Raw genomic sequence first — 22,730 nt, forward strand, 5'->3', positions numbered from 1 at the left:
GGCGTACGTCGGTCGCGGCGTCCGAACTGCCTACGTTGGTGGCCTGTGGAGAGCCGGGTGCGGCATCCGACCGGGTCGACGACAGTGCTCGGATGACGCCGATCGAAGCGATCAGGATCCTCGGAGGAGTCGCGCGCTGGAACGAGATCGAGTGCCTGGTCACTCGCGCGGACGTGGATGCCGAGCTGGCGGCAGGCACGATCAGCCGGCTGCGGCGAGGCACCTACGCGCTGGGCGACATCGAGGACGTACGCGCCCGCGCGGAGGCAGTGGCGGGCACGGTGTCGCACCTGAGTGCTGCGATCTCCCACGGTTGGAAGGTCAAGCATCCGCCGGACAGGCCGACGATCACCCTGCCGCGCAATCGTTCCCTGCCCGAGGACGAGTCGCTGCAGGTGTTCTGGCAGGACCTCAGCCTGATGCAGGCCTACCGAGGCGTCACCCGGCCGATAGAGACCGTCATCGGCTGCGCGAGGGCGTACGACTTCGACGTCGCGCTGTGCGTCGCCGACTCCGCCCTGCGGGACCGGTCCGTGACGCGGGAGCAGCTGCTGCGTGCCGCGGAACGAAGCCCCAGGACCGGGCGCGCGAAGGCTCTGGAGGTCGTCCGAGCAGCCGATGGTCGCGCGGCCAACCCGTTCGAGTCCTGTGCCCGTGCCATCTGCCGCGACGTGCGGGGGCTGGCTGTGCGGGCGCAGGTCAGCATCCGCGGGGTAGGGCGGGTGGACCTGGCCGATCTACGCCTCGGCCTCGTCGTGGAGTGCGAGTCGTTCGAGTTCCACAGTGATGCCGCGTCGCTCAAGCGGGACGTACGCCGCTACACGTCCTGCGCGCGACGGGGGCTGGTGGTCGTCCGGTTCACCTGGAGCGAGGTGATGTTCGACCCCGACTACTGCCGCCAGGCGCTTCAGGACGTGGTCGACCTGCGACTCCAGCAGGCAGTTCGGCGCACGTGGTGATCCTGTGAGCGTGACGATCACGCAGGAGGCGGCGAACTGCCTACGTTGCTCAGCGGACGCCGAGCTCGTCCATCGCGCGGAGCACGACCCGGAGGTGCGCGGGCTCGTGCGTGCGGACGAGGTGGGTCCCGCCGAGCGTCGCGAGCACGCCGAAGAAGCCCTCCGCCTTGCGGAACTCGTCGCCGAAGAGGTCGAAGCTGTGCGGCACCGCGTTGCACACCGGTACGCCGAGGGGGCGCAGTCGGAAGCCCTGCGCCAGCACCCTGGCCTGGTGGCGCGCGCGGGTGAGCGGGTCGACGAGGTTGCCGTAGTAGAAGCCCATCCCGGGGTCGATCACGACCCGGTGGACGCCGAGCGAGCGGGCGTGGGTGATGCGCGGCGAGAAGTGGTCGAGCAGCACCGGCACCGGGTCGGCGTCGGGCGGCACGTCGGAGATCTCGCGGACGTTGGCCGTCTCGCCGAAGCACAGCACGACAGCGGCGTCGTACTCCGCAGCGAGCTCGAGCATCTCGTCCTCGTGCTGGCGGCCGGTCATGTTGAGGATGCGCGCGCCGGCGTCGAGGCACGCGCGCACCACGTCGGGCTCGTAGGTCTCGACGGAGACCACCGCTTCTGCGGCGAGACCCTTGACGGTCGGCACAAGCGCCTCGATCTGCTCGTCGGCGGTGACGCGCGCGGCCCTGGCGGTGCTCGACTCCGCGCCGAGGTCGATGATCCCGGCGCCCTGCGCGGCCTGCACGCGGCCCATGCGGACGGCATCGGCGGGGCTCGTCGCGATGCTCTCGCGGTAGGTCGAGTCGCGCGACAGGTTCACGCAGCCCATCACGGTGAGCGGGCCGTCGCCGATCACGACCGAACCCCGCGGCCCGTCGACCACGACCGGCGCGACCGGGCTGGCCCACGCGTCGCCGTAGGCGTTCTGGAGCGCGGCCAGGTCCGCGAGGGTGATCACGCCCAAAAGGGTAGAGGGCAGGATGGAACGGTGAGCGAACCCGTGGAGCTGCGTCGCCTGGCCGACCTGTCCGACGACGAGCTGGCGGCGGCATACACGCCCGAGCGCGAGCCGTGGCTGCGGGTGAACTTCGTGAGCACCGTCGACGGCGCCGCCCAGGGCTCCGACGGGCTCAGCGGGACCATCAACAACGACGCCGACAAGCGTGTCTTCGACGCGCTCCGCAGGCGGGCCGACTGCCTCGTCGTGGGCGCCGGCACGCTGCGCTCGGAGGAGTACGACGTCCCCGCTCTGCCGCTCGTCGTCGTGAGCCGCTCGGCCGACCTGCCGCCGACGCTGGCCGACGCGCCGCGCGGGCGGATCCTGATGGCGACCGTCGCGTCCTCGGACGGGCTCGCCGCCGCGCGCGAGGCGCTCGGCGAGGAGAACGTGCTGGTCCTGGGCGACGACGAGATCGACCTCGCCCTGCTGAAGTCCGAGCTCGGGGACCGCGGCTGGACCGAGCAGCTGTGCGAGGGCGGTCCGTCGCTGTTCGCGGACATGCTCGCGGCGGGCGTCGTCGACGAGCTCTGCCTGACGATCGTCCCGATGCTCACCGGCGGCGACGCCGTACGCATCGCCACCGGCGCGGACCTGGACGTGGCGCTGCGTCCCGCCCTGCTGCTCGAGCAGGACGGGACGCTGCTGGGTCGCTGGCTGGTCGAGGCTCAGGGAGCCGGGTAGTCCACCACGTAGCTCGGTATGCCGGAGCGGGTGCTGTCGACCTGGTCCCCGGTGTCGTTGACGACGTGCTGGATGGTGCCGGCGTCGAGGTTGACGGTCAGCACGTGGTGCAGGCGCACGCCCGCACGGTCGGGCACCTCGAAGCCGCGGGCGGTGATGATCGACGGGTCGTTGCGGTTGAAGACGTAGACCCCGCCGCCGTAGAGCTGGTGGCGCTGCACGTCGTCGCCGATCTTGAAGCCCGTCCAGCCGAGGGTGCCGTCCGGTCGCGTCCAGTCGGCCTGCGAGGGCGGGTCGTAGGGCAGCTCGTTCTGGTAGAGCACGACCTCGCCGTCCTCGCCGTTCCAGATGGTGTTGTGCTGCTGGTAGTGCTCGACGAAGAGGCCGGTCGCGCGGACCCGGTCGCCCTCGACGACCAGCCCGACACGGCCGATGTTGGTGTTCCAGCGGTCGGTGTCGCCCACGGCTCCCTGCGTGAAGCCCTCGATGCCGTGGTCGGCGCGCCACACCCACGCGTGGTCGATCAGCACGTCGTCGGCGTCGATGCGCAGCGAGGTGTCGGCCTTGCCGATGTGCGGTCCTCCCACGCGGAAGTAGACGTCGTTGAGCGTGGTCGTCGGCGTGCTGCCGGCGCGGTGGTCGCCGGAGCGACCGGGGTGGCCCTGCAGGTGCATCAGGTTCGGGGAGAGCCGGGTGCCCGCATCGACGGTGATGCCCGCGAGCACGACGTCGGTCGCGTCGGGTCGTACGACGACCGGGGTGGCGCCGCCGACCGCGGTCAGCGTGGCCTGGCCCAGGCCGAGCACGACGGCGTGGTCGCGGCGGACGACGAGGCTGCGGTCGACGTCGTACACGCCGGGGGTGAGCAGGAGGTTCCGGCCCTGGTCGAGCGCGCGGCGCAGCACCTGCGCCGAGTCGCTCGGCCTGGCCACGTGGAACGACGAGAGCGGGAGGTCGCGACCGGCTGTGGTGCCGGCGGCCCAGGTGGTGCCGCGCGAGTCGCGGCGGACGTCGGGCACGCGCACCAGCCAGCGACCGTCGTCACCGACGTGGAGGAAGGGCTTCTCGCGGCTCAGCGGCGTCCGGTCCAGCGTCGTGTAGGGCGGGGACGGGAAGGTCGCCTCCGAGGGGGCGCCGACCGTGCCGGCGAAGACCTGGTTCCACACGCCGTTGGACCACTCGCCGACCTCACTGTTGCGGGTCAGCCACTGCTGCTGGGAGCCGTTGATGATCGTGCCCGCGCGGGAGTCCGCGAGGTAGCCGCCGCTGGCGAACTGCGGACCGGCGGTGCAGTAGTCCATCAGCGAGAGGTTGCCGCCGCGGATGTCGACGCGCCGCAGCGAGGCGGCCTGCGAGGTGGCCCAGAAGTTGGCGGACGCCCGGCAGCCGTCCTGCCCGGTGCCGTTCACGTTGATCGTGAGGTTGGAGAGCGAGCGCCAGAAGTTGTTGAGCGCGACGCAGTAGGGCTGGGTCGGGCCGTCGGTGAGGCAGCGGTTGTAGACCTCGACCTTGCCGTTGATCACGGTGTCGGACGGGCTCGCGCCGAGCCCGGCGACCTCGGTGTAGTAGCCCACCTTGATCTGCAGCGGCTCGGTCGCGGTGCCGTAGGTGCCCGGGAGGAACAGCAGGCTCCAACGCTCCGACGACATCTCGGCGTCGACCTGCTGCTGCCAGATCGCGTCCGCGCGCTCGCGGATCTGGGCGACCGGCATGGACGGGTCGAAGACGAGGACCCGTTCGCCGAGGTCGGGAGCGGCCGCCGGAGCGGGGGCGGCGCTCGCGGTGGCCGCCGGGGCGGTGAGGCCCGCGGCGGAGGCAAGGCCCGCGGCGATCAGGGCGAGGGCCGCGAGGGCGGCACGCAGCGGCGTACGACGGCGGGGGTGGGGTCGTGACATGTGGAGCCTTCCGAGGGGGTGTGAGAGCGCTTCCACTCTCCCACCTCCCCGTGACGAGCGCCACACCCCCGTCTGGGGGGACTAGCCGTCCAGGGCGGCGAGCAGCGCCTTGTTGAACGCCGGGATGTCGTCGGGGTTGCGGCTGGTGATGAGGTTGCCGTCGACGACGACCTCCTCGTCGACCCACTCGCCGCCGCCGTTGCGGATGTCGGTCTGCAGGCTCGGCCAGCTGGCGACGCGCTTGCCCTGCACCCGGTCGGCCTCGACGAGGGTCCACGCCGCGTGGCAGATCGCGGCGACGGGCTTGCCGGAGTCGACGAAGTCGCGGATGAACGCGACCGCGGTCTCGTCGCCGCGCAGGGCGTCCGGGTTCGCGACGCCACCGGGCAGGACGAGTGCGTCGTAGTCGCCGATCGCGACGTCGCTGACGCGGCGGTCGACGCGTTGGGTGGAGGACTTGTCGAGGTGGTTGAAGAGCTGCACCTCGCCCTCGTCGAGCGACAGGAGCTCGGCGGTGTGGCCGGCGTCGACGGCTGCCTGCCACGGCTGGGTCAGCTCGACCTCCTCGACGCCCTCGGATGCGGTCAGGAATGCGATGCGCTTGGACATGCCTCCACCGTTGCTCGCGGGTGGGGGCCGGACAACACACCTCGGGGTGGGCGCTAGCGTCGCCCGCATGGACGTCGATCTCACCTCCCTGACCATCGCCGTGCTCGGGGGCACCGGGCCGCAGGGCCGCGGGCTGGCGAGGCGGTTCGCCGCCGCCGGGCTGGACGTGGTGCTCGGCTCGCGCGACGCCGCGCGCGCTGCGGACGCCGCCGCCGCGCTCGAGTCGGGCGGCCGGGTGCGGGGGACGTCGAACGCCGAGGCCGCTGCGGCCGGGGACATCGTGCTCGTCGTCGTGCCGTGGGACGGCCACGCCGAGCTGCTCGGGTCGCTCCGGCACGAGCTCGCGGGCAAGGTCGTCGTCGACTGCGTGAACCCGCTCGGCTTCGACAAGCAGGGGGCGTACGCCCTCCCGGTCGAAGAGGGCTCGGCCACCCAGCAGGCCGCCGCGATCCTCACCGAGTCGCGCGTCGTGGGCGCCTTCCACAACGTCAGCGCCGTGCTGCTCGAGGACCCGTCGATCGAGTCCATCGACACCGACGTCCTCGTCCTCGGCGACGACCGCGAGGCCACCGACCTGGTCCAGGCCCTGGCGGACGTCGTACCCGGCATGCGCGGTCTCTTTGGCGGCCGTCTCCGCAACGCCCACCAGGTCGAGGCCTTCACCGCGAACCTGATCTCGGTCAACCGGCGCTACAAGGCCCACGCCGGGGTGCGGGTCACCGACGTCTGAGCGTCAGGCGATCCCGCCCGCGTTGTCCTTCGCGAGCGAGCGGGAGATGACCATGCGCTGGATCTGGTTGGTCCCCTCGAAGATCTGCATCACCTTCGCCTCGCGCATGTAGCGCTCGACGGGGAAGTCGCGGGTGTAGCCGTAGCCGCCGAGGACCTGGACCGCGTCGGTGGTGACCTTCATGGCGTTGTCGGTGGCGACGAGCTTGGCGACCGAGGCCTCGCGGGAGAAGGGAAGGCCGGCGTCGCGCAGGCGCGCGGCGTGGAGCATCGTCGCGCGGGCGGAGACGACCGCGGCCTCCATGTCGGCGAGGACGAAGGCGAGGCCCTGGTGGTCGATGATCCGGGTGCCGAAGGTCTCGCGCTCACGGGCGTACGCCACCGCGGAGTCGAGGGCGCCCTGGGCGAGGCCGACCGCCACGGCGGCGATGCCGAGCCGACCGGAGTCCAGGCCGGCGAGCGCGATCTTGAGGCCCTCGCCCTCAGCGCCGAGGCGGCGCGAGGCGTCGACGCGGACGTTGTCGAAGCGCATCGTCGCGGTCGCGGAGCCGGTGAGGCCCATCTTGCGCTCCGGCGGGTCGGCCGAGAGCCCCTCGGTCGCCGCGGGGACGAGGAAGCAGGAGATGCCGTTGCGGTCGTCGGAGGTCCGCGCCATCACCTTGTAGAAGTCGGCGTGCCCGCCGTGGGTCGTCCAGGCCTTCGCTCCGTTGAGGACGTAGGTGTCGCCGTCGCGGCGCGCGGTCGTACGCATCGCGGCGGGGTCGGAGCCGGCGTGCGGCTCGGACAGGCAGTAGGCACCGAGGAGGTCGCCGCTGAGCATGTCGGGCAGCCACTCGGCGCGCTGCTCGTCGGTGCCGAAGTAGGCCAGCCCGAAGCAGGAGAGCGCGTGCACGGAGACGCCGACGCCGACGGACGCCCACACCGAGCTGATCTCCTCGAGCACCTGCAGGTAGACCTCGTAGGGCTGGTCGCCGCCGCCCATCTCCTCGGGGTAGGGCAGCGACAGCAGGCCCGCCTGGCCGAGCATGGCGAAGACGTCGCGCGGGAAGGTCTCGGTCGCCTCGGCCTCGGCCGAGCGCGGTGCGAGCTCCTTGGTGGCGATCTCGCGGGTGAGCGCGAGGAGGTCGCGCGACTCCTCGGTGGGCAGCTGGCGGCGGGCGGTCATGTGACGCACGCTACCGGCGGCCGGGGCCGCAGGACGAAGTGGCTAGGCCGAGATCTCGGTGCCGCGGACCAGGGTCTCGGCGAGGTCGCGGAGCTTGGTGTTCGTGCGCTGGCTGGTCTCCTTGAGGACGCCGAGCGCCTCCGCCTGCCCGATGTTGCGGCTGGCCATCAGGATGCCGAGCGCGGCCCCGATCGTGCGCGACGAGGCGAGCGCGGTCTCCAGCTCTGCGATGTGCTCCTGGCGGAGCGTCCCGTCGGCCTGGAGCTCGGCGATGAGCTCGCGGTCGACGACGGATCGCGCCTCGAGGTCGTCGGCGCGGTCCTGCGCGGCGTCGGCGCGCCTGGTCAATCCCTCGATGTCGTCCCGGTTGCTCTTCACGGTGGCGACGAGCTCATCGATCTGCCGCTGCAGATCGTCGTACGGTGCGTTCACGAGAACATTTTGCCCGCTACCTTGTGCACAAGGCAAGTAAATCATTCGGGCGCGAGGAGCAGCCCGTCTTCGGCCAGCAGCGCCAGGGCGTCCGCCACCAGCGCCGCCGCCTCCGGGTGCTCGCCCAGCGCGACCGTGGTCGTCGTGACGAGCTCGTCGGGCGTCCGCGCGACGTCCAGCGCGAGCCACAGGAGGAGGCCGAGCCCCGCCAGGACGCGGACCTCGGCGCCGACCATCAGCACGAGCTCGTCGTCGTACTCCACCGCGTCCAGCCACGGTGCGCGCCGCCACGTGCCCGGCGCGGCCTCGCCCACGGAGCCGCCGGGATGGTGCGCGCGGGCGACCACGAGTTGCGGGGCGGCGTCGAGCAGGCCGACCAGCTCGTCGAGGCGCGCCCCGATCTCGCGGTAGTGCAGGCCCCACACCCCACCGCAGGCGTCGATCAGCTCGGCCAGCCGGAGGAGCGGGTGCTCGAGCTGCGCGAGCGAGGAGGTCTGCTCGACCATCTCCGCGATGGCGTACGCCGGCGCGAGCGGCACCAGGCCGGAGTCGTCCTCGCCGCGGTGCAGCAGCACGATGCGGTGGAGGTGGGCCTCGTCCGGAGGGTGCAGCAGCCCGGCCTCGTCGGGGGAGACCGACCTCTTGGCCTGCGGGTGGTTGGGGTCGGAGATCACCGACAGCGGTTTCGGGTGGCCGTGCACGCGCAGTGACTCGTCGAGCGACACCGTCTCGTCCGAGAGGTAGCCGAGCCGCGTGGCCAGGAGGGCGATGGCCGTCGTCTTCCCCGAGCCGGACGGCCCGATCACCGCGAGCACCCGGCCGTCGTCGTCGGACACCGCGCCGGCGTGGAGGTTGATCCGTCGTCCCGCGGTCGCGTCGAGGGCGGCCATCGTGACGAGGGTGGTGATGGCGTAGTCGCTCGCGACCTCGTCGTCCGCCGCGAGGTGGGAGATGGCGACGGTGGCGAGCGCCGGACGGTCGGTCAGCGCGCGAGCCCACTGGCGGCGCAGCCGGGCGGCGTGGTCCCCGGTGGCCGGGATCCCGACGGGCACGCCGAGCACCTCCACCACGACCTCGGGCGGCGGCCCCTCGCTGCTCACGGCCGCCACTCTAGGGTGGCGGACGTGGGTCGCGTGGGTCGTTGGTACGTCGTCGCGCTGCTGGCGACCTACGTCGCTGGTCTCGTCGTCCTCGTGACGAGGCCGTGGGGCTGGGAGCTGAACCGGCTCACCGTCACGTTGTGGGTCTTCTTCCGCTCCGACGTCCCGATCGCGCCCGACCGGCTCGGGCCCGAGGACTACGGGGTGCTGCTCAACGTCCTGCTGTTCGTGCCGTTCGGAGTGCTGCTCACGCTCGCGATGCGTCGTCCCTGGTGGTGGGCGACGACGGCTGCCGCGCTCGTGGCGTCGACCCTCATCGAGCAGGCGCAGTGGCGCTGGCTGGAGCGCGACGGCAGCTGGACCGACGTCGCGGCCAACACCCTCGGCGCGCTGATCGGCGCGGTGGCCGTCAGCCTGTCGTCGCGAGACCGAGCGCGACCAGCTCCTCGACCAGAGCGAGCACGTCACCCCTGATCTCGTCCGGCTCGATGCCCCACATGAGCGCGGCCGCTGCGGCGATCTCGTCGGACGATCCGCCCTCAGCCAGGGCCAGCCACACGACGCAGGCCGGGCCCTCGAGGGTGGTCGGCGGCCCGTGCGGGAGTCGCGTGACGTAGGCGGACGGCAGCTCGTGTGCGTCCAGCGCCTCGTGGCTCACCCAGGCCACGTCGTCGGCGATCCGGTAGCGACTCATCGGCGCCCGACCCGCCGCGAGAGCTCGTCGACGGCCCGACGGAGCCGCCGCAGCTGGCGCGCCCGGACCTCCTGCCGCGTCGGCGGGTGGCCGAGCTCCATCCGCAGGTGGTCGCGGTTGACGCGGAGGGCGGAGGTGAGGAGCTCGGCCTTGGCCCGGGCGCCGGTCGCCGCGGTGAGGCGGGCGCGCCACTCGTCGAGCCTGCTCCCGCCGTGCACGAACTGGTGCCACAGGGCGTACGTCGGCGCCCCGCGGTGCAGCTCGAGCTCGCCGATGCCGGCGGCGAGCGCGACCTCGGCGCCCAGCTCGGCCGTCAGCCCACGGACCTCCGCCCTCTCCTCCGGGTCGGCAACAGTCCAGGAGCCCTCGATGTCGGCGGTCCCGCCGCCCGAGCGGGCCGCGTGGAGGACGAGGACGAGGCGCTGTGCGGTGCGACCGGGGACCGGGCACGCGCGGTGGGCGATCGGGTGCTGGACGCTGTCGCGGGACAGCACCTCGAACGCGCGCTCGGCGTCGATGGTGACCCCGGGCCACGACACGTGGACGTCGACCCAGCCCCAGCTGTCGTGCCACCAGTTGGCGGCATGGGCGAAGACCGACCCGGTGGCGAAGTCGGTGCGCTGCTCGAAGCCCACCGACTCCAGGGCTGTGACCAGCAGGTGGAGGTGGGAGGGCCGCACGAGCACGTCGACGTCGCTGGACTGGCGCCCGCCCGCCCGCAGTCCGGGGAGGACGGCCGGCCCCTTGAGGTGGAGCAGGTCGATCCCGCGGTCGTCGGCCAGCTTCTGCACGACGGCATGGGCGAGGTGGACGCGCGCGCCGATGGGCATCTGGCCCGTCGCCGCGCTCGCCTGCTGGGTCATGGGGGTCATCGTGCCAGCAGCGCCGCCCGGCGGTGTCCGTCGTTATGACCGGACGGCGGCGTGTCACGGCCTAGACTCGCGAGCATGACGTTTGCCGACTTCGTCCGGCTGAGCCGCGCCTACGTGTGGGTGCTCATCGGCTGCACGATCCTGGGCGCCCTCCTGATGATCGCGAAGACGACCCGGGACCCGGTGCTCTACTCGGCGACCGCGTCGGGTCTCGTGCGGGTCGGCAACGCGGAGAGCGCCGGGGAGGAGCAGGGCAACAACCAGGTGGCCGAGGACAAGGCCAACCTCTACGCCTTCCTCGTCTCCAAGACACCGGTGGCCCAGGAGGTCGTCGACGAGCTCGGCCTCGACGTGCCCCCCAGCGCCATCGCCGGTCGGTTCTCGGCAACTGTCGACGCCAGCGTCAACTCCATCACCATCTCCGCCATCGGCACCACGCCCGTGGAGGCGCGCGACCTCGCCAACGCGGTGGTGGACGCGGTCGTCGTCGTGGCCGAGGACGTCGACGGCGCGAACCTTGCGCGGATCATTCCCCTCGAGGAGGCGCAGCTCCCCGGTGCGCCGTTCACGCCCGACTACGAGCGCGCGGCCATGAAGGGCGCGATCGGCGGCCTCGGCCTCGCCTACGCCTTCCTGATCGCGCGTCGCCTCATCGATCGCCGGGTGCGCTCGGCCAAGCACGTCGAGGAGGCCACCGGCGCCGCGGTGCTGGGCGTGATCCCCAAGGAGGAGGTCCTCGGCCGCACGCACCGCGGAGTGCGCGGTGACCTCGGCAGGGCCGCGGAGGCGTTCCGCCAGCTGCGCACCAACCTGCGGTTCGTCGACGTCGACAACGAGCCCCGCAAGATCGTGGTGACCTCGGCCCTCCCGGGTGAGGGCAAGTCCACGGTCTCCGCCAACATCGCCCGACTGGTCGCCCAGGCCGGCACCAAGGTGCTGCTGATCGACGCCGACCTCCGCCGCCCGATGATCGCCACCACGTTCGAGATCGACGGTGCCGTGGGCCTCACCCAGGCCCTCGCCGGCGACGTCGAGGTCAAGGACGTCATCGTCGACTCGGGGATGACCAACCTGAGCCTGCTGCCCGCCGGGCGCATCCCGCCCAACCCCAGCGAGCTGCTGGGCTCGCTGCGGATGAAGCAGCTGATCGACGAGCTCGCCGAGGAGTACCTCGTCATCCTCGACGCACCGCCGCTGCTCCCGGTGACGGACGCCGGCCTGCTGTCCGCCTTCTGCGACGGGGCGCTGCTCGTGCAGGCGTCAGGGAAGACGCACATCGAGCAGAGCCAGCACTGCCGCCGGATCCTCGACCAGGTCGGCAGCCGGCTGCTCGGCGTGGTGCTCAACAAGGCGCCCGTCAAGGGCGCGAACGCCATCGTCTACGGCGGCGGCTACGGCGGCTACGGCGGCGGCTACAAGTCCGAGTACAAGTCGGTCGAGGTGTACTCGACGGCGGGCAAGGGCCGACGCCGCAAGCCGGCCAAGGCCGAGAAGGCGGAGAAGGCGGAGAAGTCCGAGAAGGCCGGCAAGTCCTGATCGGTCGATCGGTGCTCGGCCGACGTCAGGATCAGTAGGCCCCGCGGCTGCCCATGACGGCGCTCACGGTGCGCGCCAGGATCAGCAGGTCCTGGACCATCGACCAGTTGTCGACGTAGTAGAGGTCGAGCCGCACGGTGTCCTCCCACGACAGGTCGGAGCGGCCGGAGACCTGCCAGAGGCCGGTCATGCCGGGCAGCACGTTGAGCCGCCGCAGCATGTCGTCCTCGTACTGCTCCACCTCGGACGGCAGCGGCGGCCGGGGACCGACGAGGCTCATCTCGCCGCGCAGGACGTTGACCAGCTGGGGCAGCTCGTCGAGCGAGAACCGCCGGATGAATCGTCCCGGCCTGGTCACCCGCGGGTCGTCGTGGCTCTTGAAGAGGACGTGGTCGCGTGCCTCGATCTGGGCGAGCCGCTGCTCGGCGTCGATCGACATCGATCGCAGCTTGAGGCAGGTGAACTCGACACCGTCGCGACCGACGCGGGTCTGGCGGAAGAGGGCGGGGCCGCCGTCGTGCCGCTTGACCCAGACCATCAGCACGAGGAGCAGGGGCCAGAGCACGGTGAGGATGGCCAGCGCGCCGACGAGGTCGAAGGCCCGCTTGGCGTCGTTGGTAGCGAGCTGCGACCGCGACCGGCCGAGGTGCATGAGCGGCAGCCCGGCGACCGGGCGGATGCTGATCCGCTCGCTCGACACGTCGGTCACGTTGGGCGCCACGATGATCTGCACGTGGGCGTGGTCCTCGAGGTCCCACGCCAGGCGGCGCAGGGCCGTCGACGAGCTCACCGCGCCGGCGGTGAAGAAGACGATGTCGGGGTTGAGCTCGTCGACGACGGCGCGCACCTCCTCGCTGTGCCCCAGCACCGGGATCCCCGTCGAGGTCACCTCGAGTCCCGCGTAGTCGCTCGGGACGAGACAGCCCATCACCTGGTAGCCGAGCCACTTCTCGCGGGCCAGCACGGTGTGGATCTCGCCGATGTAGCCGGGCGTGCCGACCAGGAGCACCTTCTCGTTGAAGTGACCCGCGATCCGGAGGCGCTGGATGATGCGCCGGGTCAGCAGCCGACCCAGCACGAGCAGCAGCACGCCGATGGGGAAGAGGAGGACGAAGAAGCCACGGGACAACGGGTACTGCATGAGGAACGCCATCGTCGCCACGAGCGCGGCGGTGAAGAAGGACGCGTTGACGACGAGCTTGAACTCCTCGGTCCCGGCGCCGAAGACGTGCAGCTCGTAGGTGCCGAAGAAGACCAGCAGCACCAGCCAGGTGCCGATGAAGAAGACGCTCGCGAGCGCCGAGTTCTCGAGGACGTCGCCGGCGGTGTCGAAGATCGACAGCGAGACCCGGAACCGGATCGCCAGGACGGTCGCGAAGGCGATCATGAGGAGGTCGACGACGCCGACCAGCCACGGGAGGAGCTTGATGCCCTCAGGGCGCATCTCGGTCCACCCCCTTCTCGTCCGGCACGCGGCTCTCGTCGCCGAGCGCGATGCTCCGGATCCTGTCGATGAACCGTGCTTCGCCGAACTCCTCGGCCCTGCTTCGTATTGTGTCAGCGTCCCAGTCGTGGCGGTCGGAAAGCGCGAGGGTCGCCGCGATGGCCGTCGGCTCCGGCGCGTCGAAGAACAGCCCCGTCCGTCCCTCGACGACCGTCTCCAGGAAGCCCCCGCCACGCAGGGCGACGGTCGGCACTCCGAAGGCCGCCGCCTCGAGCGGAGTCAGCCCGAAGTCCTCGTGGCTCGCCGCGACCAGCACTCCTGCACCGGCGTACGCCGACCGCAGCTGGGCGTCGCTCAGGCCGCCGAGCAGCCGCACGTGGTCGGGCAGCGTGGCGCGCAGGCGTGCCTCCTCCGGCCCGTGCCCGACGACGACCAGTCGGCGACCGGTGCTGCGAACTGCCTCGATGACGGCATCGACGTTCTTGTAGGGCAGGAGCCGGGAGACGACCAGTGCGTAGCCGGGCTCCCAGTCGGCCAGCTCCGGGACGGTCTCGCGGGGGGCCGAGGCGTCCATGCCGTGCGGGGGTGGCAGCAGCTCGGCGTCGCGGTCGTACGTCGCCGCGATCCGCTGCTGCACGACGCGACTGTTGGCGAGGTAGACGTCCACGCCGTTCGCGGCGCTGCGGTCCCAGCGGCGCAGGAGCGGGCGGAGGGCGAGGACGGGCGGTCCGAGGGGGGAGCGCCACGCCGGGCCGCCGAGGTACTCGTCGGTCTGGTAGAGCCAGCGCGCGGGGTTGTGGCAGTAGACGACGGTGCGCCCCGAGGTCCGGAAGCCGTGCGCCCAGCCGCTGCTCGAGGCCACCACGACGTCGGCGTCGATGCGCATCCGCGACGACGCCGTGGCGAGGAGGGGCAGGGCGAGGCGGTGGTCGCGGCGCAGCGCGGCGACCCGGTTGAGGGGGGACGTCCGGATGTCGGCACGGGCGAACTCCGGGTAGGTCCCCTCGGGGTCGTAGAGCGTGGTGTGGACCGGTGCTCCCGGGAAGGCCCTCATCAGGCTCAGCACGACGCGCTCGGCACCGCCGCGCTGGGTGAGGTAGTCGTGGGCGATCGCCACGGTGGGCTGCTGCGTCATCACGTCACCCCCAGCCGGTCAAGGAGCTGCGCCACCCGCCGGCGGCCTGCCTCGGGGGAGTACTCCTCCTCCCAACGCCGGCGGGCACGATCCGTCACGACCGCGGTGCGGTCGGGAGAGGCGGCCAGCGCGTCGGCGACCACCCGCGCGAGGTCGTCGGCGTCGCCCGCGCGGGCGATCCACGGGTGGTCGGTCCCGGCGACCTCCGGCAGGGCGCCGGCGTCGGAGACGACGAAGGGGACGCCGGACGCCATGGCCTCGGCGACCACGAGGCCGAACGGCTCGGCCCAGACACTGGGGAACACGACCAGGGCGACGCGCCGGAAGAGCTGCTCGGGAGGGACGTGGCCGAGCCGCGTGGCTCGAGGGCCGAGGGAGCTGACGGCCGCGTCCACGGCGGCCACCGAGTCGGCGTCGACGTAGCGGGTGTCGCCGGCGAGCAGCAGGCGTACGTCGTGGGGAAGCGATGACAGCGCGCGGGCCAGGACGTCGACGCCCTTGTCGGTCGACAGCCGACCGAGGTAGCCCACGTCGGATGATGCGCGGTGGTCGAGGGCCAGGCGCGGCAGGTCGTGCGTCCAGTTGGCGTGCGGCACGCTGCCCGGCAGGCGCTTGGCTATGTCATGGGAGGGCACCACCGTGGCCAGCGCGCCCCGACGCGCGATCTGCGCCGCCACGCGCTGTGCCCGGCCGCGCGGGTCCTGGTGGAGGTGCACGATCCGCCGGGGGCGCCCCGACGTCGCGAATGCCGGGACCAGGCCGTGGCACCACAGCACGCCCTGCCGCTCGCCCCGGTCCCAGGCGCGGAGGGCTCGCAGGTAGTCGCGTCGCCCGTCGGCGCGGATCGCGACCACGTCGGCCCCGGTCGGGCCGGCGGCGTCCAGCACCTCGCTGGGGGAGTCCGGAGCCACCACGGTGACGGGGTGTCCCAGCTGCACGAGGGCCTCGGCGTGGCGCAGCAGCATCAGCTCGCCGCCCCCCAGGTCCGGGTTGTTGGCGGCGAGGTGGATCCGCTCAGCCATCGGGTGGGCTCTCGGTCGCGGTCGTGGTTGCAGGGGTGAGCGCATGGCCGAGGGCGAACGCCACCACGATGCCCGCCGGGGTGTCGAGCAGGACCTCACCCAGGGTGACGGCCATGACGGCGGTGCCGATGACCGCGGATTGGACCGCGGCCGCGCGCAGGTCACCCGCGTGCGACCGCGTGGTGAGGATCCCGAAGGAGTACGCGAGCAGGCCCAGCACGAGGAGCAGTGCGAGCCACCCGCCCTCCTGTCGCGTCGCGAGGTAGCTGTTGTGGAAGAAGAACTCCAGGTCGCGGATCGTCACCTTGGCCGTCCCGGGGCCGTTGCCGTACCACGGTGACGTCGCGAGCTCGACGTCCTCCTGCGCGATGATGCGCTTGCGGAGGTTGTCACTGCCCGACCGGTTCGAGAACGGCCCGAAGGAGATGAGGTCCTCGGGGACGTTCTGGACGAGCCACACAAAGACGATGGCCAGGGCCGTGCCGGCGACCTGCCCCAGGCGCCGGCCGTAGACGATCCAGACCAGGCCGAGGCCCGCCGCCAGCAGTCCGGTGCGCGAGTAGCAGAGCCAGAGGCCGGTGAGGATCGGGATGGCGATGGCCACCCGCACCTTGAGCCGGTCGTCGGCGAAGAAGACCGCGATGACCCCCAGGGCGGCGATGAAGTACGCACCCGCGTTGGGGTCGCCGAGGAAGCCGGTGAGCCGGCCGGGGTAGAAGTCACCTCCGATGCCCACGATCGCCATGCCGATGACCGCGATCAGCCCCGCCGCCATCCCGATCGCCCCGGAGCGGAGCGAGGCACGCCCGGTGCCGAAGGCCCAGATGACCCCGGCCGTGATGCCGACGTGCCCGACCCGGCGGACCCAGTCGATGTTGTTGGCCAGACCCGAGAGCACCAGCAGGGCGAGCAGGGACACCCCCAGAAGGGTCACGACACCTGGGAGTCGGGCCCCACCTCGCGCGGGCCGGAACAGGCACAGCATGACCAGCGCAGCCATCGCGAACTCGTTGATGGGGTAGCCGGACACCACGGTGGTTCGGAACGGCAGGACCGCCATCAGCGCGAAGTCGCTCATCCGGATCTCGCGGTCCGCCTCGTCGGCCCGGTCGACGGTCTTGTCCGGGAGGTTCCAGGGCGTGTTCTTCGTGCTCACGCCGGGACTCCGCTGTCGGCGTACGTCGCGGCGACCCGAGCGCACATGTCGGCCACGCTCGGCCACTCGGCCAGCCCCGGGCGCACCTCGGGCTTGAGGCCCTGGTCGGCCAGGGTGGCCGCGACGGCGGTCGCGTCGTCCGCGTCCACCAGCGAGCTCGCCGGCAGGATCTCGGGGTTGCCGCCGACGGGGGTCGCCACGACGCCCATGCCGCGCGCGGCTGCGTCGAGCAGGGCGTAGGAGCAGTTCTCCCAGACCGACATCATCGCCAGCACGTCGTGCTCGGCCATCGCCGCGTCCGGGTCGACGAACCCCGGCATCGTCACCGCGTCGACGAGCCCGAGGCGAGTGACCTGCTCGCGCAGCGCGTCCGCCTCCGGGCCGGTCCCGGCGAGGGTCAGCCGCGCCTCAGGGTGGGTGCGGTGGAGCTCGGCGAAGCCGTCGACCAGAGCAGGCAGGCGCTTCTCCGGCGACAGTCGGGCCAGGGACAGGATGCGCAGACCCGGGGGTGCCGCTGGTCGAGGTGCGAGCTCGCCCTCCGGTGGCTGAGGTGCGAGCGGAGCGAGCCTCGAAACCACGTCGATCCCGTTCGGAATGACCGTCACCGGCACGGGGGGATGCCACTTCTCGACCATCGCGTCCGCCGTGGCCCGGCTGACAGCGATCGCGGCGTCGAAGCGCCGCAGGCGTGCCGTGTGGGCCAGTGCCATCACCCGGCCCTTGGTGGTCGAGCGGTGGTAGACGACGTCGTCGCGGGCGATGCCGTGCTCGGTGGTGACGAGACGGGGCCCGCGCACGACGAGGGCGGCCACGATGTCGGCGTAGGCGAGGTGGCTGTGCACGACCGCCGGACGCTGACGGCGTACGACGTCGCGCAGCGTCCGCGCGGACGACGGCAGGCCGTGCGCCGGCCCGAAGTCACCCTCGATCACCTCCGCGCCGACCGCTCGCAGCTCGCGCGCCAGGTCGCCGGGCGGGGTCAGGAACACCAGCCGCCAGCCCGGGATCCCGCTGCGTGCCACGTCGAGGACGTGGCGGGCCACGCCGGCCAGGTCACTGACCGGGACCACCCAGAGGGCGACGCGTGCGGTCAGAACCATTGCTCCAGCCGCTCCAGGGCGATCCAGAAGCCCTCGCCGTCGTTGACGTGGCCCTGCCAGATCTCCGGGATGAAGCTCACGCCCGGCGACATCGTGTCGAGCTGCTTGGCGAGCAGGGCCCAGTCGATCTCGCCGTCGCCGACCTGCACGCCCTCGCCGTCGACTCCGGTGGCGTCGACGAGGTGGAGATGCTCGCTGTGCGGCGCGAGGAGGTCGGTCGCCTCGGCGAACGACATGCCGAGGTAGTTGGCCGAGAGCTTGGAGTGCGAGACGTCGAAGCAGAGCCGCCGGCCGTGCTTCTCGGCGAACTCGGCGGTGTCGCGCGGGTCGACGAAGAGGTTGCAGTAGAGCTGGCCGCCCATGTACCAGGGATAGGGCGGGAGCGTCTGGGCGCAGAGCCGCACCCCGGAGTCGTCGACGCGGGCGAGCCCCGCGGCCACCCGGTCGTACATCGCCTCGCGCTCCGCCGGGGACACGAAGGCGTCGGTCGTGAAGCCGCCGAGGCTGGCCACGATCACCGGGCCCTCGCTCTGACCCTTGGCGTCGGCGCTCCTGGTGAAGTGCTGCTGCATCTCGCGGGTCGTGTCGACGACGCGCTGCAGCTCGCGGATCGAGCGCTCCCAGTGGTCGTCGTCGGTGGAGGCGAGGTTGAGCAGGAAGTCGCCGGCGAAGAGGTCGGGGGAGTGGGTGGTGAAGCCCATCGGCAGGCCGCCGTCGTACTTCGCGAAGACCTCGTCGACCGGCAGGTCGAGGTCCTTGTAGGAGAAGTGGAACTCCAGGAAGTCGGGGGTGGTGTCCTGCGTCATCGCGTCGATGTCGTGGTAGCGGACGGCCAGGCCCCACGGGCGGCTGAAGTCGTAGGCCCGGCCCTTCGGAGCCGCGTCACCGAGGTCGGTGGCGTAGAAGAAGTCCCCGGCCTCGAGGGCTCGGGTCGTCGTGCGCCCCACGAGCTTGTCGTACGCATTGGGCTGGAGCCCGCGGCCGGGGCTCTTGATGTCGATGTCGACGTCGGCGAGGGTCGCGCCGACCTCGATCCGGCGGGCGGCGACGAGCGACTTGGCGAGGTTGACGCGGTTCATCATCTCGCCGGTGGAGACCGCGCGGGGTGCGTTGGTGCCGAGCGCCTCCTCGACCTCGCGGACCCGCTGCACCATCTCCTTGAACTCGCCCGGCAGCAGGCTGACCTTGTGGTCGTTGCCCTCGAGCCCGCGGTCGACGGTGAAGTGCTTCTCGATGATGCGCGCGCCGAGGGCGACCGCGGCGACCGGGACGTGGAAGCCGCGCTCGTGGCCGGAGTAGCCCACGGGTGCCATGGTCAGCTCGGCGAGGCGCGTCAGGTAGGCGAGGTTGATGTCCTTGAAGGGCGCGGGGTAGGTCGACTGGCAGTGCAGGAACGCGTGGGCCACCCCGGTGCTGCGGACGACGTCGACGGTCTCGCGGATCTCCCCCTCGGTGGACATGCCGGTCGAGATCACCATCGGCGTCCCGGTGGCGGCCATGTGGCGCAGGAGGGCGTGGTTGGTCATGTCGGCCGACGCGACCTTGAGCGAAGGGACGCCGTAGTCGACGAGCCGGTCGACGCTGACCGGGTCCCACGCGGTGCACATGACCTCGACGCCGGCGTCGCGGCAGTGGTCGAAGACCTCGAAGAGCTGGTCGGCCTCGAGGTTGTACTTCGCGAGGAGGTCGAGGGTGTACTGCGGACCGAGGTCCTCGCCGCCCGAGCCCGACGAGCCCTGTCGGTAGACCGACTCCATGTCGCGGAGCTGGAACTTCACGATGTCGGCGCCGGCCTCGACCGACAGGTCGACGAGCTGCTTGGCCAGCGAGACGTCGCCCTGGTGGTTGATGCCGATCTCCGAGATCAGCACCGTCGGCGCGTCGGCCGCGACGCGGTGGCGACCGATGCGCAGCTCGTCGGCCCGGTTGATCGCGATGGCGACGAGGTGGCCGCGCTCGTCGACGAGGGCGACGTGGTCGATCCCGGACCCGAAGGCGTGCGAGATCTCGGCGGGGCTGCTGCCGATCGGCAGGCTGCGCGGAGAAGTGTTGGCGGCCTCGATGGCAGGCACGTCGACGGTGAGGCTGGCGGCCCCGCTGACCCAGCGGCGGAAGTCGCCGTCGGACAGGACGCCGTCGAGGTGGCCGTGCGAGTCGACGAGGAAGATCACCCGCGCCTGGTTGGCGGTGATCTTCTCCAGCGCGCGCAGCACCGGGTCGCCGGAGTAGACGACGTAGGGCGTGAGGTCGCGCTCGATGATCACGGGACCACGCTAACGGCTCGTTCCACTGCAGGCAGGCGTATCGGCCGCGGGTGGGCGGTCAGTCCTTCCAGGCCCAGAGGGTGCCGTGGCCCCAGTAGTTGAGCTCCTCGTGCCCCACGGTGAAGCCTGCTGCCTCGAAGAGGTGCCGGGCGGCCTCGTTGGCAGGAAGGGACGGTGCCCCGGCGCGGTGGAACTCGATGACCCACGTCATCGCGCCGAGGTCGGCGAGCCGGGGGTCGGCCAGGATCGGCCACTCGCCACCCTCGATGTCCATCTTCACGAAGTCGGCGTCGGCCAGGTGGTCGAAGATGTCGACGGCCGGGATCGACCCCGCCACGGGGTGCTCGCTGAAGGCGACCCGACGCCCGGCACCGTAGCCGGCCGCCAGAACGGCGTGGCCCGACTGCGTCGCCGCAGCGGCCTCGACGAGCTCGATCGCGTCGTCGTCGTGCAGTCCCGCCCGGAAGACGGTGAGGTTCTCCGGGTCGGGCTCGAAGGAGGTGATCGCCGCGGCCGGCCAGCGACGTCGCGCCCAGTGCGCGAACATCCCGATGTTGCCCCCGATGTCGAGGATCCGCTCGGCGCTGGCGAGCCGCCCGGCGAGCTCGGCGGGTGGCTCGTACTCACCCGCCACCATCAGCTCGTGGAACGCCTCGAGGTCGCGCCGGTGCATCAGCGTGACGGTGCCGCCGGCCCTGAGCCGCCACGTGCGCACCTGGCCGCGCGACGTCACGAGGTCGGCCAGGACGAATCGGGCCGGGCTGGTCGTCAGCAGCGCGGCCCGGAGGAACCGCAGCGCCAGCACGGCGGCGATCCTCCGTCGGGTGGTGGGTCGGAGCAGGACGTGGCGGATGCCCGGCAGCGTGGCGATGCGCCTGAGCAGGTTCATCATCCGGATCACCCTCGCAGACGGGCCGCGGCGAGGGCCACGTCCAGCTCGGTGTCGATGTCGATGCCCTCGTCCTCTGCCATCACGAAGAGGCCGATCCGGCCACCGAGCCGGTTGTCGTGCTGCTCGTAGACCTCGGTGCGGGTGACGTAGAGCGAGCCCGTCTCGCGGTAGCGCCGCGTCTCGTCGGTGAGGTCCTGCCGGCGGGGCCGCGCCGCGACGTCGTACGCCGCCACGGGCGGGTCGCCCGCCTGCCAGACGAACGGTGACTGCTCGACCACGCCGACCATCGAGTCCACGCCGGTCCCGGCGAACTCCGAGAGTGCCCGGGCGAGGGTGTCGTCGTGGCGCACCGGCGAGGTTGCCTGGAGGAGCATGACGGCCTCGGGACGACCGCGCTCGGCGCTCACCTGCTCGATGGCGTGGCGGACCACGGGCTCGGTGGGCGTGGTGTCCTGGGCGAGCTCGTCAGGTCGCAGCCACGGCACCCGGGCGCCCGCCGCGCGCGCGACCTCGGCGATCTCGACGTCGTCGGTGGAGACCAGCACGTCGAGGTCGGCGACCGCCAGCGCCTGCTCGATCGTCCACACGATCAGTGGCTTGCCGGCGACCTCGAGCAGGTTCTTGCGCGGCACCCCCTTGGAGCCACCACGGGCCGGGATCACGCAGAGTGTCATCGGCCCGCCACCTCGTGGAGCATCCCGGCGATGCGCCGCGCGGGTGCGAGTGCTGGGCGCGTGGGCGCCGGCGTCGGCTCGCCCCCGAAGCGACTCATGCCGTAACGCTCCCAGAACTCGGACAGCCACGCCGGTGCATCGGGGAAGTCGACCCAGGCCGCACGGCCCTGCGCGGCCGCCTCGAGGACGCCGGTGGAGAAGACGCTGACCACCGGGCCCGTGAGCTGGTTGAGCGGCAGGGACCCGTCCACGACGATGCCGGCCCTGCGGTAGGCCGCGTGCGTGAGGCGCGAGACCTTGTCGCGTTCCGACGGGTGCGGACGGTAGGTCGCGCCCGAGGTGCGGCAGAGGTCCAGGGCGGCCTGCACCAGGCGGCGCCGCGGCAGCTCGGCCGCGTGCCCCTGGCCCAGGTAGGTCAGGTCACCCGCCGTCGGGTCGGGTGCGGCCACGGCTCCGTCGCCGGCGTCCCACAGCAGCTGGCTGCCGACCGTCTCGACGCGCACGTCGTTGCGGCCGCTGCGCCAGAACTCGCCGTCGGCCTCGCTCCACGCGAGCACCGTGGAGTCGGGAGGAAGTGGTGGTGCGTACGGCGTGAGCGCACCGTGCTGCACCATCAGCACCAGTCGTCCGTAGCGCTGGGCGGCGCGCTCGGTCGCCACTCCGACGGGGAGGTACTGGCCGGCAGTGACGAGGCACCGCGCACCCTCGACCAGGCCGTCCACCCGGCCTGGGCTCACGGGGGTGACGTCGAGGCCGAGACCGGCGACGACGTCGTCGAGCGGGAACGGGGCGACGACCGCGACCGGGAGGTCGCCCACGTGGTGCAGCGGCGCGATGAGTGATCCGAGCGCCGACGGATTGGCGGTGTCCATGGAGACCACGACCTGCGGACTGGCGTGGTTCGACGCGAGCGACCACTCCGACGGCGGCGGGCGGAGGTTGCCGACGACCCGGCCCTTGAGGTGGCGCACGCGGTGCTGGGCGACCTGCCAGGACTGCCACGCGTCGAGGTCGCGCGGGAAGACGAGACTCACCGGTCGGACCTCGATGCGCGCATGCGCCCGAGCCTAACCACGGCCGGAGCCGTCCCCGGCGCTCGCCTAGACTCGGCGCTCGGTCGTGACCAGAAGAGCCCAGCCCGGAAAGGCACCTCACCCATGGACGAGTTCCTGCAGTTCGTCGCGGAGATCTTCGAGGTCGACGTGTCCGCGATCTCGCCCGACACGCGCTACGGGGAGATCCCGGAGTGGGACTCGCTCATGCACCTCCGGCTGATCGGTGAGATCGAGGAGCGCTACGAGGTCGAGCTGCCGCTCGACGACGCGTCGGACATCCAGACCCTTCGCGACTTCTACGCCCTGACCCAGGCCTGACGAC

Annotated in this window: 23 protein-coding genes; 6 read left to right on the forward strand and 17 right to left on the reverse strand. The window is 72.0% G+C overall.

The window, feature by feature from the left end; translation table 11 throughout:
• Positions 1-92: 92 nt before the first annotated feature.
• Positions 93-959: an endonuclease domain-containing protein gene (locus EUA06_RS05110; protein ID WP_129473943.1), complete on the forward strand. Its 867-nt coding sequence runs from the start codon at positions 93-95 to the stop codon at positions 957-959.
• A 49-nt stretch (positions 960-1,008) separates the two neighbouring features.
• On the opposite strand, the gene EUA06_RS05115 is transcribed toward EUA06_RS05110, so the two are convergent.
• On the reverse strand, positions 1,009-1,911 hold the full coding sequence (locus EUA06_RS05115) for a dihydropteroate synthase (protein WP_129473944.1): 903 nt from the start codon (positions 1,909-1,911) through the stop codon (positions 1,009-1,011).
• Between the two features lie 30 nt (positions 1,912-1,941).
• On the opposite strand from EUA06_RS05115, the gene EUA06_RS05120 reads away from it, so the two are divergent.
• Positions 1,942-2,634 (forward strand): dihydrofolate reductase family protein, encoded by a 693-nt coding sequence (locus EUA06_RS05120; protein WP_242497981.1) that lies wholly within the window; start codon positions 1,942-1,944, stop codon positions 2,632-2,634.
• Here EUA06_RS05120 and EUA06_RS05125 read toward each other — a convergent pair.
• Together EUA06_RS05125 and EUA06_RS05130 are read right to left on the reverse strand one after the other, a co-directional pair.
• Positions 2,619-4,529: an adenylyl cyclase gene (locus EUA06_RS05125; RefSeq protein WP_129473945.1), complete on the reverse strand. Its 1,911-nt coding sequence runs from the start codon at positions 4,527-4,529 to the stop codon at positions 2,619-2,621. The two genes, EUA06_RS05120 and EUA06_RS05125, sit on opposite strands and share 16 nt — an antisense overlap.
• Before the next feature lie 81 nt (positions 4,530-4,610).
• Positions 4,611-5,138 (reverse strand): type 1 glutamine amidotransferase domain-containing protein, encoded by a 528-nt coding sequence (locus EUA06_RS05130; RefSeq protein ID WP_129473946.1) that lies wholly within the window; start codon positions 5,136-5,138, stop codon positions 4,611-4,613.
• A gap of 67 nt (positions 5,139-5,205) precedes the next feature.
• Between EUA06_RS05130 and npdG the strand changes: the two genes are divergently transcribed.
• Entirely contained in the window at positions 5,206-5,868 is a 663-nt protein-coding gene (npdG, locus tag EUA06_RS05135) for an NADPH-dependent F420 reductase (RefSeq protein ID WP_129473947.1), read from the forward strand.
• Between the two features lie 3 nt (positions 5,869-5,871).
• Here the strand turns inward: npdG and EUA06_RS05140 are convergent, their stop codons facing one another.
• From EUA06_RS05140 to EUA06_RS05150, 3 genes are read right to left on the reverse strand one after another with little or no spacing between them, the layout of a single operon-like run.
• The gene (locus EUA06_RS05140) at positions 5,872-7,032 is read right to left on the reverse strand and encodes an acyl-CoA dehydrogenase family protein (RefSeq protein WP_129473948.1); all 1,161 of its coding nucleotides are present in this window, start codon (positions 7,030-7,032) and stop codon (positions 5,872-5,874) included.
• Between the two features lie 42 nt (positions 7,033-7,074).
• Positions 7,075-7,464, reverse strand: coding sequence for an ANTAR domain-containing protein (locus EUA06_RS05145; protein ID WP_165354263.1), 390 nt, complete (start codon positions 7,462-7,464; stop codon positions 7,075-7,077).
• 41 nt (positions 7,465-7,505) lie between these two features.
• Positions 7,506-8,564, reverse strand: coding sequence for a P-loop NTPase family protein (locus EUA06_RS05150; protein ID WP_165354264.1), 1,059 nt, complete (start codon positions 8,562-8,564; stop codon positions 7,506-7,508).
• A 24-nt stretch (positions 8,565-8,588) separates the two neighbouring features.
• On the opposite strand from EUA06_RS05150, the gene EUA06_RS22315 reads away from it, so the two are divergent.
• Positions 8,589-9,038 (forward strand): VanZ family protein, encoded by a 450-nt coding sequence (locus EUA06_RS22315; protein WP_165354265.1) that lies wholly within the window; start codon positions 8,589-8,591, stop codon positions 9,036-9,038.
• Here EUA06_RS22315 and EUA06_RS05160 read toward each other — a convergent pair.
• Together EUA06_RS05160 and EUA06_RS05165 are read right to left on the reverse strand one after the other, a co-directional pair.
• Entirely contained in the window at positions 8,974-9,258 is a 285-nt protein-coding gene (locus tag EUA06_RS05160; protein ID WP_129473952.1) for a PqqD family protein, read from the reverse strand. The genes EUA06_RS22315 and EUA06_RS05160 overlap by 65 nt on opposite strands.
• Complete coding sequence (locus EUA06_RS05165) at positions 9,255-10,121, reverse strand: nucleotidyltransferase family protein (protein ID WP_207208218.1); 867 nt, start codon at positions 10,119-10,121, stop codon at positions 9,255-9,257. The genes EUA06_RS05160 and EUA06_RS05165 overlap by 4 nt, the downstream gene beginning before the upstream one ends.
• A gap of 84 nt (positions 10,122-10,205) precedes the next feature.
• Between EUA06_RS05165 and EUA06_RS05170 the strand changes: the two genes are divergently transcribed.
• Complete coding sequence (locus tag EUA06_RS05170) at positions 10,206-11,666, forward strand: tyrosine-protein kinase domain-containing protein (protein WP_129473953.1); 1,461 nt, start codon at positions 10,206-10,208, stop codon at positions 11,664-11,666.
• 31 nt (positions 11,667-11,697) lie between these two features.
• Here the strand turns inward: EUA06_RS05170 and EUA06_RS05175 are convergent, their stop codons facing one another.
• The 9 genes from EUA06_RS05175 to EUA06_RS05215 are packed head-to-tail and all read right to left on the reverse strand — an operon-like array spanning position 11,698 to position 22,387.
• Positions 11,698-13,110 (reverse strand): sugar transferase, encoded by a 1,413-nt coding sequence (locus EUA06_RS05175; protein ID WP_129473954.1) that lies wholly within the window; start codon positions 13,108-13,110, stop codon positions 11,698-11,700.
• Entirely contained in the window at positions 13,100-14,245 is a 1,146-nt protein-coding gene (locus EUA06_RS05180; protein WP_129473955.1) for a glycosyltransferase, read from the reverse strand. The genes EUA06_RS05175 and EUA06_RS05180 overlap by 11 nt, the downstream gene beginning before the upstream one ends.
• Positions 14,245-15,267, reverse strand: coding sequence for a glycosyltransferase family 4 protein (locus EUA06_RS05185; RefSeq protein ID WP_165354266.1), 1,023 nt, complete (start codon positions 15,265-15,267; stop codon positions 14,245-14,247). The genes EUA06_RS05180 and EUA06_RS05185 overlap by 1 nt, the downstream gene beginning before the upstream one ends.
• Positions 15,260-16,423: a hypothetical protein gene (locus tag EUA06_RS05190; RefSeq protein ID WP_129473957.1), complete on the reverse strand. Its 1,164-nt coding sequence runs from the start codon at positions 16,421-16,423 to the stop codon at positions 15,260-15,262. Before EUA06_RS05190 ends, EUA06_RS05185 begins: the two co-directional genes overlap by 8 nt.
• Positions 16,420-17,523 (reverse strand): glycosyltransferase family 4 protein, encoded by a 1,104-nt coding sequence (locus tag EUA06_RS05195; protein WP_129473958.1) that lies wholly within the window; start codon positions 17,521-17,523, stop codon positions 16,420-16,422. Before EUA06_RS05195 ends, EUA06_RS05190 begins: the two co-directional genes overlap by 4 nt.
• Positions 17,514-19,787: an N-acetylneuraminate synthase family protein gene (locus tag EUA06_RS05200; protein WP_129473959.1), complete on the reverse strand. Its 2,274-nt coding sequence runs from the start codon at positions 19,785-19,787 to the stop codon at positions 17,514-17,516. Before EUA06_RS05200 ends, EUA06_RS05195 begins: the two co-directional genes overlap by 10 nt.
• 58 nt (positions 19,788-19,845) lie before the next feature.
• Complete coding sequence (locus tag EUA06_RS05205) at positions 19,846-20,679, reverse strand: FkbM family methyltransferase (RefSeq protein WP_129473960.1); 834 nt, start codon at positions 20,677-20,679, stop codon at positions 19,846-19,848.
• Positions 20,680-20,684: 5 nt separating this feature from the next.
• On the reverse strand, positions 20,685-21,353 hold the full coding sequence (locus EUA06_RS05210) for an acylneuraminate cytidylyltransferase family protein (protein ID WP_129473961.1): 669 nt from the start codon (positions 21,351-21,353) through the stop codon (positions 20,685-20,687).
• The gene (locus EUA06_RS05215; protein WP_129473962.1) at positions 21,350-22,387 is read right to left on the reverse strand and encodes a hypothetical protein; all 1,038 of its coding nucleotides are present in this window, start codon (positions 22,385-22,387) and stop codon (positions 21,350-21,352) included. The genes EUA06_RS05210 and EUA06_RS05215 overlap by 4 nt, the downstream gene beginning before the upstream one ends.
• 123 nt (positions 22,388-22,510) lie before the next feature.
• On the opposite strand from EUA06_RS05215, the gene EUA06_RS05220 reads away from it, so the two are divergent.
• Entirely contained in the window at positions 22,511-22,726 is a 216-nt protein-coding gene (locus EUA06_RS05220; RefSeq protein ID WP_165354267.1) for an acyl carrier protein, read from the forward strand.
• Positions 22,727-22,730 lie beyond the last annotated feature (4 nt).

The sequence above is a fragment of the Nocardioides glacieisoli genome (assembly GCF_004137245.1).
Classification (GTDB): Bacteria; Actinomycetota; Actinomycetes; order Propionibacteriales; family Nocardioidaceae; genus Nocardioides; species Nocardioides glacieisoli.